Source organism: Streptomyces sp. NBC_00663 (genome assembly GCF_036226885.1).
Classification (GTDB): Bacteria; Actinomycetota; Actinomycetes; order Streptomycetales; family Streptomycetaceae; genus Streptomyces.
In genome coordinates, this window is sequence record NZ_CP109027.1 from 3,464,595 (window position 1) to 3,477,494 (window position 12,900).

Below are 12,900 nucleotides of genomic sequence, written 5' to 3' on the forward strand. Positions count from 1 at the left end.
CCGAGCGCCCTTCGCGCTACTGCCCGTCCCCCGGGTCCAGGGGATCCTCAGGAATGCCGTCCGTCGGATCCTTCGTCGTCGGGGTCGACGTCGGAGTCTGCGTCGGGGTCTGCGTCGGCGTCTGGGTGGGCGTCTGCGTCGGCGTCTGCGACGGCGCCTCGCTCGTCGGCTCCTCGGTCGTCGGCTCCTCGGTCGGCGTCTGGGTCACCGACTTGGTCGGCGTCGGGGTCCAGGTCGGCTCGACCGCCGCGCCCTGGTCGGTGTCCAGGTCGAACTCGGCGGACGTGGAGGTCACACCGAACATGTACGCCGCCCAGATCTGCGCCGGGAAGCCACCGCCGTTGACGCGGTCGAAGCCGCCGGCGCCGTACATCTTGGCCTGTCCCGGTTTCGCGTGGTTCTCGCCGAACAGGCCGACCGAGGTGACCAGGTCGGGGGTGTAGCCGGTGAACCAGGCCGACTTGTTGTCGTCGGACGTACCCGTCTTGCCCGCGACCTCCTGGCCGTCGCGCAGCGGGTTGTCGCGGACGGACGTCTTGGCCGTACCGTCGTCGACCACGCCGGTCAGCACCGAGGTCACCGTGTCCGCGGTCTCGCGGCTGATGACCTGCTCGCCGATCGGGTCCGGCATGTCGACCTGACTGCCGTTGCGCTCGGCCGACTTGATGATGGTCGGGGTGACCTGCTTGCCGTGGTTGTCGAGGGTGGCGTAGACGCTGGCCATCTGGATCGGGCTCGCCTCCATGGTGCCGAGGGTGTAGGCGGGCAGCGCCTCCAGGTCGCCGGTGTCCATGCCGAGCTTCTTGGCCGTCGACAGGACCTTGTCCATGCCGACGTCGACGCCCATCTGCGCGAAGACGGAGTTGATGGACTTGTTCATCGCCGTCTGGACGGTGACGTCGCCATAGTCGGTGTCGTCCTCGTTCTCCGGGTCGAACGGGATGTCGCTGCCCTCGACGGGCCGCTTGCTCGTGCCGTCGTAGACCGTGCTCGTGGTGATCTTGTCGCCGTCCTGGGTCTTGGCGCCCTCCTCCAGGGCGGCGGCCAGGATGACCGGCTTGAACGTCGACGCGGGCTGGTAGTCGGTGCGGTTGGCGTTGTTGTAGTCGTGCTTGATGTAGTCCACGCCGCCGTAGAGAGCGACGATCTTGCCCGTCTTGGGGTCGACGGAGACGGCACCCGCCTGGATGTCCTTGTCGACCGACCGCTTGTCCGGGTCCAGCTTGTCCGTGAGCTGGGACTTGACGGCCTTCTCCAGCTGCGCCTGCTTCTTCTTGTCGATGTTCAGGGTGATGGTCCAGCCACCCTTGTCGACCTGGGCCTGCGCCTCGTCCTCGGTGAGGTCGTCGTTGGCCATCAACTGCTTGACGAGCTGCTGCTTGGCGAGCTTGACGAAGTAGCCCTTCTGCCCCTTGAGCCCGGCCTCGGCCTTCTGCTTCAGCGGCTTCGGGAACTTCATGTCCGCGCGCTTGCCGGCGTCCAGCCAGCCCTCCTCGACCATGTTGTCGAGGACGTAGTTCCACCGCTGCTGGACCAGTTTCTTGCTGTAGTCCGAGGCGACCGCCCAGTCGTACTGGCTCGGCGCCTGGAGCAGCGCGGCGAGATACGCGCCCTGCTCGACGCTGAGCTTGTCGGCGTCGACGTGGTAGTACGCCTGCGCGGCGGCCTGGATCCCGCTGGCGCCGCGGCCGTAGTAGCTGGTGTTGATGTAGCCCTCGAGGATCTCGTCCTTGGACTTCTGGCGGTCCACCTTGAGCGAGATCACCAGCTCCCTGAGCTTGCGGGTGACCGTCTGGTCCGGGGTCAGGTAGTAGTTCTTGACGTACTGCTGGGTGATCGTCGAACCACCCTGCTTGCCCTTGCCGGACAGCGTGTTGAGCAGACCGCGGGCGGTGCCCTTCAGGTCGACGCCGGAGTCCTGGTAGAAGGTCTTGTTCTCGGCGGCGACAAAAGTGAGCTGCACCTTCTTGGGGATCTTGGCGAGCTCCACGTTCTCGCGGTTCACCTTGCCGTCCCGGACCAGGACGTCACCGTTGCTGTACTTGATGGTGTTGCTCTGGAGCTGGGCCTCGGCGTTCCCCTCGGGAACCTCCACCATCATGTACAGCACGATGAAGGCGCCGATGCCGAGCAGGCAGAAGCCGAGGAACGTGCCCAGGATCTTCTTCCAGGTGAACAGCCTGCGTATGAGGCTCTTCCCCGCCCCGGCGCCGACGCTGGCACTGCCGGTCGCCGGCGACGAACGGCGCTTGGGCGCGGCGCGTCGACCGCCGCGCTGTCGCGCTCGTCTTTCTTCCGCTCGTCCCATGGGCCCGTTCCGCTCCGCTTCGTTCATGTGTGCGCGTCTGTCACACAGGTTCGCCGCTCAGGTCAGCTCAGAAAGCTAACACCGGGAGATGTGACAAAGGGCTGCCGATCCCGCCTTTTGCGGACGTGACAATCAGCACCCACCCCTATGGAACCGACGTACGAGGACTGTCCAAGGTTGCCCTGGCGAGCTAAAGTGATATCACTTAGCTAGACCAAAGCTATGCCGTACGAGAACGGGGATCCCCATGACCACCCACGACGACACGATCGCCGACGTACCCGCGATGCCCGCCCCGCGGGTCCGCGAGTTCGCCGCGCACAGCATCGGTGGCGGACTCGCCCTGCTGCTCGGCCTGCTGGGCCTGTTCGCCGGTGCCGGAATGATCGCGAGCGCTACGGCGGTCTCGGCAACCGGCGGAAAGGCGGCGCTCATCGTCGGCGGCATCCTGGTCGGCCTCGCCGCCTTTCTCGCCATGTGCGGGCTCAACACCGTGGCGCCGGGCGAGGCGCGGGTCGTGCAGCTCTTCGGCCGTTACCGGGGGACGATCCGGCAGGACGGGCTGCGCTGGGTGAACCCCTTCACCTCGCGCACCAAGATCTCCACCCGGGTGCGCAACCACGAGACGGCCGTCCTGAAGGTCAACGACGCCTACGGCAACCCGATCGAGCTCGCCGCGGTCGTGGTGTGGCGCATCGAGGACACCGCGCAGGCCACCTTCGAGGTCGACGACTACCTCGAGTTCGTCTCGACGCAGACCGAGGCGGCCGTCCGCCACATCGCCATCGAGTACCCCTACGACGCCCATGACGAGGGCGGCCTCTCGCTGCGCGGCAACGCCGAGGAGATCACCGAGAAGCTCGCGCTCGAACTGCACGCGCGTGTGGAGGCGGCCGGCGTGGAGATCATCGAGTCCCGCTTCACCCACCTCGCGTACGCTCCCGAGATCGCCTCGGCGATGCTCCAGCGGCAGCAGGCGGGGGCGATCGTCGCGGCGCGCCGCCAGATCGTGGACGGGGCGGTCGGCATGGTGGAGGCGGCGCTGGCCCGGATCAGCGAGCAGGAGATCGTCGAGCTGGACGACGAACGGAAGGCGGCCATGGTGTCGAACCTGATGGTGGTGCTGTGCGGGGACCGCGCGGCCCAGCCCGTCCTCAACACCGGGACCCTCTACCAGTGACGGATCCCGCAGAGGACCCCGTGGAGTCCACGCCCAAGCGGCGGCCGCAGCAGCGCAAGCAGGTGCTGCTGCGGCTGGACCCGTCGGTGTACGAGGCGCTGGCCCGGTGGGCCGGGGACGAGCTCAGGTCGGCGAACGCGCAGATCGAGTTCCTGCTGCGCAAGGCCCTCGCGGACGCCGGCCGTCTGCCCGGCGAGGCCAAGCCCATCCCTCGCCGCGGGCGTCCGCCGGCGCAGTAGCACAACCGTGACAATCGGCCGCGACCTGCGGTTCGGCACCCCGCTTCACCGTCTACACACTCGGCGTATACATGCGGGGTATACACCGCATGTACAGTCCTTCCCATGTCCATCGGTCACACCCTCCTGGGACTCCTGGAGTCCGGGCCCCGCCACGGCTACGACCTGAAGCGGGCCTTCGACGAGAAGTTCGGTCACGACCGGCCGCTGCACTACGGCCAGGTCTACTCGACGATGTCCCGGCTGCTGAAGAACGGCCTCGTCGAGGTCGACGGCATCGAGCCCGGCGGCGGGCCCGAGCGGAAGCGGTACGCGATCACCGAAGCCGGGATCACCGACGTACAGCAGTGGCTCGCGACGCCCGAGAAGCCCGAGCCGTACTTGCAGTCGACCCTCTACACGAAGATCGTGCTCGCCCTGCTGACGCACCGGGACGCGGCCGACATCCTCGACACCCAGCGTTCGGAGCATCTGCGGATGATGCGCATCCTCACCGACCGGAAGCGGAAGGGTGATCTCGCGGATCAGCTCATCTGCGACCACGCCCTGTTCCATCTCGAAGCGGATCTGCGGTGGCTGGAGCTCACGGCCGCGCGGCTCGACAAGCTGGCGCAGGTGGTGGCCAAGTGACTCCCGCCGGTTCCCTGCTGGTCGCCGACAACCTGCGCAAGGCGTACGGTCCGACCCTGGCGCTCGACGGCGCCGAGTTCTCGATCCACCCCGGTGAGGTCGTCGCCGTGATGGGCCCCTCCGGCTCCGGCAAGTCGACGCTGCTGCACTGTCTCGCCGGGATCGTCACGCCCGACTCGGGCTCGATCACGTACAACGGCCGCGAGATGGCGACCATGAACGACGCCCAGCGCAGTGAGCTGCGGCGCACCGAGTTCGGGTTCGTCTTCCAGTTCGGGCAGCTGGTGCCCGAGTTGACCTGCGTGGAGAACGTCGCGCTGCCGCTGCGGCTGACCGGCACCTCCCGCAAGGAGGCCGAGAAGACCGCCCTCGGGTGGATGCAGCGCCTTGAGGTCGACGATCTCAAGAAGAAGCGGCCCGGCGAGGTCTCCGGCGGTCAGGGCCAACGTGTCGCCGTGGCACGGGCGTTGGTGACCAGCCCGCGCGTGCTGTTCGCCGACGAGCCGACCGGCGCGCTCGACTCGCTCAACGGCGAGCGCGTGATGGAACTGCTCACCGACGCCGCCCGGTCCACCAACGCGGCCGTCGTGCTGGTCACGCACGAGGCACGGGTGGCCGCCTACTCCGACCGCGAGATCGTCGTACGGGACGGCAAGTCCCGGGACATGGAGCGGGTCGTATGAGTTCCAAGGGGGGACAGTGGGCGCGGGATCTGGCCATGGGGGTCAGATTCGCGTTCGCGGGGGGACGCGAGGGCTGGGTGCGGGTCCTGCTGACGGCCGTCGGCGTCGGGCTGGGCGTGGCGCTGCTGTTGCTGACGACCGCGATCCCGAACGCGATGTCGGTCCGGGACCAACGCGAGGCCGCGCGCCAGGACATGACATACAGCGCGACCCGGCTGAAGAAGGCCGACGACACCCTGATCGTGGGGTACGTCACCACGACGTACCACGACAAGAGCGTGCGCGGGCGGGAGTTGGAGCCCGAGGGGTCCAGATCGCCGCTGCCGCCGGGGCTTTCGGACTTCCCGGCGCCGGGCGAGATGGTGGTCTCCCCCGCGCTGAGGAAGCTCCTGGACTCCGCCGACGGCAAGCTGCTGCGGGAGCGGCTGCCGGAGCGGATCGTCGGGACCATCGGGGAGAAGGGGCTGATCGGCTCGGCCGAACTCGCCTTCTACCGGGGCGCCGAGGGGCTCGCGCCGAGGATCGACGGCGGCAATGTGGACCGCATCGAGCGGTTCGGTACGCCGAGCCCGCCGTCGGATCCGCTGGACCCGGTGCTGCTGCTGCTGATCCTCGTCGTCTTCGCGGTGCTGCTGACACCCGTCGCCGTCTTCATCGCCGCGGCCGTACGGTTCGGCGGCGAGCGGCGTGACCGGCGGCTCGCGGCCCTGAGGCTGGTGGGTTCCGACGCCCGGATGACCCGGCGGGTCGCGGCGGGCGAGGCGATGGCCGGGGCCGTGGTGGGGCTGGTGCTGGGCGCCGGGTTCTTCATGGTCGGGCGTCAGATCGCGGGCAACGTCGAGCTGTTCGACTACAGCTTCTTCCCCAGCTATCTCAACCCCTCGCCGCTGCTGGCCCTGCTGGTCGCCGTCGCGGTGCCCGCCGCGGCCGTGCTGGTCACCCAGTTCGCGCTGCGCGGGGTCGTCATCGAGCCGCTCGGAGTGGTGCGGACGGCGAAGCCCTCGCGGCGCCGCCTGTGGTGGCGGCTGCTGCTGCCGCTGGGCGGGCTCGCGATGCTCTACCCGATGATCGGCCAGGGCAACGACCGCGGGAACTTCAACCAGTACCTCACCGTCGGCGGCGTCATGCTGCTGCTGGTGGGCGTCACCGCGCTGCTGCCCTGGATCGTCGAGGCGGTCGTCTCCCGGCTCGGCGCGGGCCCGGTCGCCTGGCAACTGGCCGTACGCCGACTTCAGTTGAGCAGCGGTACGGCGGCCCGCATGGTCAACGGCATCGCGGTCGCGGTGGCCGGGGCCATCGCCCTGCAAATGCTCTTCGCCGGCGTCGACGGCCAGTACACGGACCGGAAGTCCGAGGACGTCAGCGGGGCGGAGATGGCCATCCGCATGACCGGCGACAGCCCGGTCGCCGCGGCCGAGAAGAAGCTCGCCGCGACCCGGGGTGTCGAGCACGTCTACGACATCTCCGAGAGCTACCTCGGCGACACCCGCACCGACCCCCAGCACTTCGCCCCCGTCTCCGTCGGCAGCTGCGCCTCCCTGCGCGAGGTCGCGAAGCTCCCCTCCTGCCGGGACGGCGACGTGTTCCTCCTCAAGGGCGACGCCTACGCCTACGAGACGGCCGACATCGCCAAGAGCGGCAAGAAGCTCTGGTTCGACGACTCCGACGACGATCCGGCGACGAAACCGCTCGCCTGGACCGTCCCGAAGGTCGTCACGGACGTCCAGCCCACCCAGGACGCGACCCGGCTCGGCCGCGGCGGCCTGCTGATGACCCCGGCGGCACTGCCCTCGGGCGCCGAGCGGATGCTCACCACGGAGCTGTACCTGCGGCTCGACCACTCGGTGCCGGACGCCCGCGAGTATGTGCGCAACACGGCGGCACTCCTCGACCCGTACGAGGAGCCCAACCAGTTCGTGACCATCGACCGCAACGAGAACTACGCCGCCATCCGCGGCGGACTGTTCGTCGGCGCCTCGTGCGTGCTGATGCTGATCGGCGCGAGCCTGCTGGTCTCCCAGCTGGAGCAGCTGCGCGAGCGCAAGAAGCTGCTGTCGTCCCTGATCGCCTTCGGTACCCGGCGCTCCACCCTGAGCCTGTCGGTGCTGTGGCAGACGGCGATCCCGGTCGGCCTCGGACTGGTGCTGGCCGCGACGGTGGGGCTGACGCTCGGCGTGGTCCTGCTGAAGATGACGGACACCCCGGTCTCCGTGGACTGGACGAGCGTGCTCCAGATGACGGGCGCGGGCGCCGCGGTCGTCCTCGCCGTCACCCTGCTCAGCCTGCCGCCGCTGCTGCGGCTGATGCGGCCGGACGGACTGCGCACGGAATGAGGAGAGGGGCCCCGAGCGGGGCCCCTCTTCCGTGTGTCAGAGGCTGTACTCCCGTACCACGCGCCGCACCTGGGCGAAGAGCATGCCCACGTTGACCGACTTGCGGCACACGACCACGGCCACCACGTCCTGCTGCTCGCTCAGCCGCACGAACAGGTGGGTGAGGTTCTCGCTGTTGACGAGGATCTCCTGGAAGAAGTGGTTGTCACTGCTGCTCCCGCGCCGCTCCTTGAAGACGTCCTCGATCATCACGACCGTACGGCCCTGGAAGAGGTCGAGGGTCGCGCCCGCCAGCAGGTCCAGGACCTCGGGCGGGTGGTTGTCGACGGTCTCGTACGACAGCAGCATGCCCGTGGACATGTCGACGATGCCCGCGGCCACACAGTCGGGGGCGTCGGTACGGAGGGACTTGACCAGGCCCATCACCTGGTCGGAGAAACCGGGGGTCATACGCTTCGTCGCCATCCCTTCAGACTCCTTCCGCCGCCTTCTCGGTGGGCGCGCTCAGGATCGTGTCGATCCGGTCCAGCGCCCGCTGACTGGCCCGGTGCAGGCCGTCCACGTCCATGCCCTCGTCTCCGAGTACGACCATGAGCGCGGTGTCGCCGACGGCGTAGAAGGCGGCACAGCCGTGGCTGCCGTAGGTCACCGTCCGGCGCAGGGTGCCGCGGGCGGTCGCGCCCACCGTGCGGCGGGCGAGGCCGAGACCGGCCGCGGCGAGGGCGGCGAGCCCCTCCGGGTCGATCGAGTCGGCGGTGTCGGCCGCGATGAGCAGCCCGTCGGCAGCGGCCACGGCGGTGTCGGTGATACCGGTGACCTGTTCCCGTAGTCCCCGCATTTCCAGGGCCAGTGCTTCGCGATCCATGCAATCAACTCCCCTATTTCTGTTCACATCTGTTCGGCTTCTTCATTTCGGGGCTCCGTTTCGCAGGCGGAAGAACCCTTTCCAGCTCACTCCGGTCCGGTCCGGGGCGAGTGCTTCGGCGATACCGCTGGCACCCGGGCGTCTTCGGGGCAGGGCGTCGGGCACGGCGGGCGGTACCGCGGCGGGCGGCGCCGGTGACACCGGAGCCGGTTTCCGCTGCCGGACGCCCTGGCCGTCGGGAGGCGGGCGGACCGGGATCGGGGCGGGTGCGTCGGGGCACTCCAGAAGCCCCTCGGCGAGCATCCGGGCGATCTCGACGGTCACCGTGTAGACCCCGCGACCGGTACGGAAGGCCAGGTCACGTGCGGTGCTCCGGCCGTCCGCCGCGTCGAGGAGGGCGCGTTGCAGCGGGCTGAGCGTGCCGCGGTCCGCGCCGGGGACGGGGGCCGGCCGCTCGCGGTCGGGGCGCAGCGGGTGGGGCAGGGTCGAGAGGGCGGCGAGCCGGCGGGTGGCGTCCTGGAGCAGCCGTACGCAGGTCTCGCCCACGGCGACGGTGGCGAACGGCTCGGCCTCGGCGACGCGTTCGCAGCCGTGCACCCGGCCGGCGACGATCGCGAAGGCCGCGTCGTGCAGCGCCATCACGCAGACGACCCTGAGCTGGGCGGATCCGGCGTAGCCACGGCCGATCAGCCCGGTCGCGGGCCAGCGTGCCCCACCCGACTCCCGTACCACCTCGGCCCACTGCTCGCCGCTGACCCGTCCGGAGCGCAGCAGCAGTGCCTCCGGTCCTGGCGCCCCGGGGCTCTCGGCGCCCACGACCAGCCCGGCCCGCAGATGAAGGGTGCCGCCGGGCGCCCCGGCCACCTGTAGCCGTCCGGTGAACTCCTCGCGCCCGCACCGGTGCAGGGCGTGCGCCAGGAGGTCGTAGCCGACGCGGTCGAGGGAGTACCGCATGCCGCCATCACTCCCCCTGGCATTTCGCACATACGCCTGGCGCGTAGCACTGAGGGGGGTATGTGTATCAGCCGTAGGGCATATGTCGAGCGGGGTATTCCTGCCTGCCCCCAGCTGACGGAATTTGAAATATGGCGCCATTCAATTCGCTGTGTTCGGCGCTCATTTGAACGAATCTCAGGTGAGATTCTCCGGTCGGTCGAGCACCCGTACGGGCAGGGGCCGCAGCGCTTCCCGCAGGGCGGCGGCCAGTTCGCCGTACTCCGCGCTGCGCGCCGCGCCCGTGCGCATGGCGAGGGCGACGCGGCGGGCCGGGGCGGGTTCGGCGAAGGAGGCGGTGCGGAGCTGGTCGCTGCGGGAGGTCTCGACCCTGACCGCGGTGCGCGGCAGCAGCGTCACCCCGAGCCCGCCGGCGACGAGTTGGACCAGGGTGGCGAGTCCGGCGGCTGTGGTGGTGACGGGGGCGTCCGCGCGTCCGGCCTCACGGCAGATGTCGAGGGCCTGGTCGCGCAGGCAGTGGCCCTCGTCCAGGAGGAGCAGGTTGAGCTCCTTCAGCGCCTCGCGCGCGATGCCCTCGCGCCCGCCGAGCGGATGACCGAGGGGCGTGACGAGAACGAAGTCCTCGTCGAAGAGCGGGAGTTCGACGACCCCGGGCACACCGAGCGGCACAGCGAGCAGGAGCAGGTCGAGGCGGCCGGTGGTGAGGCCGTCGACGAGGCTGGCGGTCTGCTCCTCGTGCACCTGGAGATCGAGGTGCGGATAGCGGTCGTGGACGAGCCGGAGGACGGTGGGCAGGAGGTAGGGCGCGACGGTCGGGATCACACCGAGCCGCAGCACGCCGGTGAAGGGGGCCCGTACCGCCTCGGCCTCCGCCATGAGCGCGCCGACCTCCTCCAGGACCGCTTTCGCGCGCACGGCGAGCCGCTCGCCCGCCGGTGAGAGCAGCACCTTGCGGGTGGTGCGCTCCAGCAGCGTGACCCCGAGGGCCTCCTCCAGCGCCGCGACGGCTCCGGACAGGGCGGGCTGGCTCATGCCGATCGCGGCGGCGGCGTCCCGGAAGTGCAGATGCTCGGCGACGGCGGCGAAGGCACGCAGCTGGGCGAGGCTCGGCTGGCGCCTCTTGGCCCCGACGCTACTCACGGTCACTGATAGCTCCTTTCGATCAACACTCCCAAGTGTAGCGATTTCCGCAATCAATGCACCTTGTGCAAGCATCGCCCCCGTCCAACCCATGGGAAAGGCCCTTCACAAGAGGGCGCTTTCCTCGCTGCAAGGAGAATTCGTGCTCACTGTCGGTGACAAGTTCCCCGCCTTCGAACTGACCGCCTGTGTCTCGCTGGAGAAGGGCAAGGAGTTCGCGACGATCGACCACAAGTCCTACGAGGGCAAGTGGAAGGTCGTGTTCGCATGGCCCGCCGACTTCACGTTCGTGTGCCCGACGGAGATCGCCGCCTTCGGCAAGCTCAACGAGGAGTTCGCCGACCGCGACGCGCAGATCCTCGGCTTCTCCGGCGACTCCGAGTACGTCCACCACGCCTGGCGCAAGGACCACGACGACCTGCGCGAGCTGCCGTTCCCGATGCTGGCCGACACCCGGCGCGAGCTGATGCGCGACCTGGGCATCGAGGGCGAGGACGGCTTCGCCAAGCGCGCGGTGTTCATCGTGGACCAGAACAACGAGATCCAGTTCTCGATGGTGACCGCGGGCTCGGTCGGCCGTAACCCCAAGGAGGTCCTGCGGGTCCTCGACGCGCTCCAGACGGACGAGCTCTGCCCGTGCAACTGGACCAAGGGCGACGAGACCCTGGACGCCGGCAAGCTGCTCGCCGGGGAGTGACCTGAGATGTCCCTCGACTCCCTCAAGTCCCGCATACCGGACTACGCCAAGGACCTGAAGCTCAACCTCGGCTCGGTCATCGGCAATTCGGACCTGCCGGCCCAGCAGCTGTGGGGCACGGTACTGGCGACGGCGATCGCCTCCCGCTCCCCGATCGTGCTGCGCGAGCTGGCGCCGGAGGCGGCGGCGAACCTGTCGCCGGAGGCGTACACGGCGGCCAAGTCCGCCGCCGCGGTGATGGCGATGAACAACGTCTTCTACCGCACCCGCCATCTGCTCTCGGACCACGAGTACGGCACCCTGCGCGCGGGCCTGCGGATGAACGTCATCGGCAACCCCGGCGTCGACAAGGTCGACTTCGAGCTGTGGTCCTTCGCGGTGTCCGCGATCAACGGCTGCGGCATGTGCCTGGACTCCCACGAACAGGTCCTGCGCAAGGCGGGCCTGGACCGGGAGGTCGTCCAGGAGGCGTTCAAGATCGCGTCGGTCGTCCAGGCGGTCAGTGTGACGCTGGAGGCTGAGGCGGTTCTGGCCGAGTAGCGGCGTCCTCGACGGGGTCCGGGGGCGGTGCCCCCGGACCCTGCGCGGGTGCCGCGGCGGGGTGGGCCGCCTCCACCCCCTGGGAGTACGACCGCAGATAGCCGACCACCGTGTTGGTCACCGCCACCAGCGGCACCGCGACGACCGCGCCGCCGATCCCCGCGACCATCCCGCCCGCCGCGACCGACAGCACCACCGCCAGCGGATGCACCCGCACCGCGCGGCCCAGGATGAACGGTTGCAGGATGTGCCCCTCGATCTGCTGCACCGCCAGCACGACCGCGAGGGCCATGACCGCCGTGAACACGCCCTGCGTCACCAGCGCGACCACCACCGCCAGCGCGCCGGAGACCACCGCGCCGACCAGCGGGATGAACGCGAACAGGAAGATGAAGACCGCCAGCGGCACGGCCATCGGCACACCCAGGAAGTAGATGCCGAGGCCGATGAAGATGGCGTCGATCAGGGCCACTATCACCGTGCCGCGCACATAGGCCGTCAGCGTGCGCCACGCCCGCGGACCCGCGCCCGCGACCCCCGGCCGGGCCGCCGCCGGCACCAGCTTCAGCGTCCACTCCCAGATGCGCCGGCCGTCGTACAGCAGGAACAGGGTGGAGAAGAACGTCAGCAGGATGCCGGTCAGCGCCTCGACCACGACCTGGACGCCCTCCAGGCCCGCGGAGGTGATCTGGTCGGTGTTGGCGCCGACCGCGTCCGCCAGGTTCTTGGAGATCTGGTTGATCTGCTTCTCGGTGACGTGGAAGGGGCTCTTCAGCAGCCAGTCACGCAGATCGTCGATGCCGTTCTGGATCTGGTCGGAGAGGTCGTCGATGTTCTCCATGACCTGCCAGGTCACGAACCAGCCGAGCAGCCCGAGGACGACGAAGCCGAAGATCGCGGTGAGCGCGGTGGCCAGACCGCGCGGCACGCCGTACCGCTTGAGCCGGGCCACCGTCGGTTGCAGCAGGGCCGTGATGAGCAGGGCCACCACAAAGGCGAAGACGACGAGTTGTACGGCGCTGATGACCCGCATCAGGACCCAGACGGTGCCCGCGAGGACGAGCAGCCGCCAGCCGGCCTCCGCGGCGACCCGCACGCCCCACGGCACCGCCTGCGCGGGATCGGGTCGCTGGACCACCACGGGCGCCTGGTCGGCGGGGGGCGGCGTCGGCGCGGGCGGCTCGGCGGAGTCCTCGGCCTCCTCCCGCTCCACCTCGGCGCGACGCTCGTCCAACCGTTCCCCCATCTCGCTCAGTCCGGCTCCGACCCGGCCGAGCCACCGTGGCACTCGCGACATGATCCGTCCTCTTCCCCCGTCTCTCCCCACCACT

The 12,900-nt window shown here is 69.5% G+C and carries 13 protein-coding genes; 7 read left to right on the top strand and 6 right to left on the bottom strand.

Going from position 1 to position 12,900, the window contains the following annotated elements; all coding sequences use genetic code 11:
- Nucleotides 1-16: 16 nt before the first annotated feature.
- On the bottom strand, nucleotides 17-2,308 hold the full coding sequence (locus OG866_RS15565; RefSeq protein ID WP_329335177.1) for a transglycosylase domain-containing protein: 2,292 nt from the start codon (nucleotides 2,306-2,308) through the stop codon (nucleotides 17-19).
- Between the two features lie 247 nt (nucleotides 2,309-2,555).
- Here OG866_RS15565 and OG866_RS15570 point away from each other — a divergent pair, with 247 nt between their 5' ends.
- The 5 genes from OG866_RS15570 (at nucleotide 2,556) to OG866_RS15590 (ending at nucleotide 7,373) form a co-directional block, all read left to right on the top strand.
- The gene (locus tag OG866_RS15570) at nucleotides 2,556-3,488 is read left to right on the top strand and encodes an SPFH domain-containing protein (protein ID WP_329335178.1); all 933 of its coding nucleotides are present in this window, start codon (nucleotides 2,556-2,558) and stop codon (nucleotides 3,486-3,488) included.
- Complete coding sequence (locus OG866_RS15575) at nucleotides 3,485-3,727, top strand: hypothetical protein (protein WP_329335179.1); 243 nt, start codon at nucleotides 3,485-3,487, stop codon at nucleotides 3,725-3,727. The genes OG866_RS15570 and OG866_RS15575 overlap by 4 nt, the downstream gene beginning before the upstream one ends.
- Before the next feature lie 105 nt (nucleotides 3,728-3,832).
- A complete protein-coding gene (locus OG866_RS15580; protein WP_329335181.1) occupies nucleotides 3,833-4,357 on the top strand; it encodes a PadR family transcriptional regulator in 525 nt (174 codons plus the stop codon).
- On the top strand, nucleotides 4,354-5,040 hold the full coding sequence (locus OG866_RS15585) for an ABC transporter ATP-binding protein (RefSeq protein ID WP_329335183.1): 687 nt from the start codon (nucleotides 4,354-4,356) through the stop codon (nucleotides 5,038-5,040). Before OG866_RS15580 ends, OG866_RS15585 begins: the two co-directional genes overlap by 4 nt.
- Complete coding sequence (locus tag OG866_RS15590) at nucleotides 5,037-7,373, top strand: ABC transporter permease (RefSeq protein ID WP_329335185.1); 2,337 nt, start codon at nucleotides 5,037-5,039, stop codon at nucleotides 7,371-7,373. The genes OG866_RS15585 and OG866_RS15590 overlap by 4 nt, the downstream gene beginning before the upstream one ends.
- Nucleotides 7,374-7,409: 36 nt before the next feature.
- Here the strand turns inward: OG866_RS15590 and OG866_RS15595 are convergent, their stop codons facing one another.
- From OG866_RS15595 to OG866_RS15610, 4 genes are all read right to left on the bottom strand, one after another.
- On the bottom strand, nucleotides 7,410-7,838 hold the full coding sequence (locus OG866_RS15595; protein WP_329335187.1) for a hypothetical protein: 429 nt from the start codon (nucleotides 7,836-7,838) through the stop codon (nucleotides 7,410-7,412).
- 4 nt (nucleotides 7,839-7,842) lie between these two features.
- Nucleotides 7,843-8,238, bottom strand: coding sequence for a roadblock/LC7 domain-containing protein (locus OG866_RS15600; protein WP_329335189.1), 396 nt, complete (start codon nucleotides 8,236-8,238; stop codon nucleotides 7,843-7,845).
- A 42-nt stretch (nucleotides 8,239-8,280) separates the two neighbouring features.
- Entirely contained in the window at nucleotides 8,281-9,192 is a 912-nt protein-coding gene (locus OG866_RS15605) for a MarR family transcriptional regulator (protein WP_329335190.1), read from the bottom strand.
- 177 nt (nucleotides 9,193-9,369) lie between these two features.
- Complete coding sequence (locus OG866_RS15610) at nucleotides 9,370-10,338, bottom strand: LysR substrate-binding domain-containing protein (RefSeq protein WP_329335191.1); 969 nt, start codon at nucleotides 10,336-10,338, stop codon at nucleotides 9,370-9,372.
- Nucleotides 10,339-10,474: 136 nt separating this feature from the next.
- Here OG866_RS15610 and OG866_RS15615 point away from each other — a divergent pair, with 136 nt between their 5' ends.
- Both OG866_RS15615 and OG866_RS15620 read left to right on the top strand, forming a co-directional pair.
- Entirely contained in the window at nucleotides 10,475-11,029 is a 555-nt protein-coding gene (locus OG866_RS15615) for a peroxiredoxin (protein ID WP_329335193.1), read from the top strand.
- A gap of 6 nt (nucleotides 11,030-11,035) precedes the next feature.
- Nucleotides 11,036-11,569, top strand: a complete 534-nt coding sequence (locus OG866_RS15620) for an alkyl hydroperoxide reductase (protein WP_329335195.1) — start codon at nucleotides 11,036-11,038, stop codon at nucleotides 11,567-11,569.
- Here the strand turns inward: OG866_RS15620 and OG866_RS15625 are convergent.
- Nucleotides 11,529-12,866 carry an AI-2E family transporter gene (locus OG866_RS15625; protein WP_329335197.1) on the bottom strand — a complete coding sequence of 446 codons (1,338 nt, stop codon included), beginning with the start codon at nucleotides 12,864-12,866 and terminating at the stop codon, nucleotides 11,529-11,531. The genes OG866_RS15620 and OG866_RS15625 overlap by 41 nt on opposite strands.
- Nucleotides 12,867-12,900: the final 34 nt, after the last annotated feature.

Bases quoted from the DNA above. Each gene is read 5' to 3' on its own strand.
- OG866_RS15565 (WP_329335177.1), bottom strand. From the start codon at position 2,308: ATGGGACGAGCGGAAGAAAGACGAGCGCGACAGCGCGGCGGTCGACGC.
- OG866_RS15600 (WP_329335189.1), bottom strand. From the start codon at position 8,238: ATGGATCGCGAAGCACTGGCCCTGGAAATGCGGGGACTACGGGAACAG.
- OG866_RS15625 (WP_329335197.1), bottom strand. From the start codon at position 12,866: ATGTCGCGAGTGCCACGGTGGCTCGGCCGGGTCGGAGCCGGACTGAGC.
- OG866_RS15590 (WP_329335185.1), top strand. From the start codon at position 5,037: ATGAGTTCCAAGGGGGGACAGTGGGCGCGGGATCTGGCCATGGGGGTC.
- OG866_RS15580 (WP_329335181.1), top strand. From the start codon at position 3,833: ATGTCCATCGGTCACACCCTCCTGGGACTCCTGGAGTCCGGGCCCCGC.
- OG866_RS15605 (WP_329335190.1), bottom strand. From the start codon at position 9,192: ATGCGGTACTCCCTCGACCGCGTCGGCTACGACCTCCTGGCGCACGCC.
- OG866_RS15620 (WP_329335195.1), top strand. From the start codon at position 11,036: ATGTCCCTCGACTCCCTCAAGTCCCGCATACCGGACTACGCCAAGGAC.
- OG866_RS15570 (WP_329335178.1), top strand. From the start codon at position 2,556: ATGACCACCCACGACGACACGATCGCCGACGTACCCGCGATGCCCGCC.
- OG866_RS15595 (WP_329335187.1), bottom strand. From the start codon at position 7,838: ATGGCGACGAAGCGTATGACCCCCGGTTTCTCCGACCAGGTGATGGGC.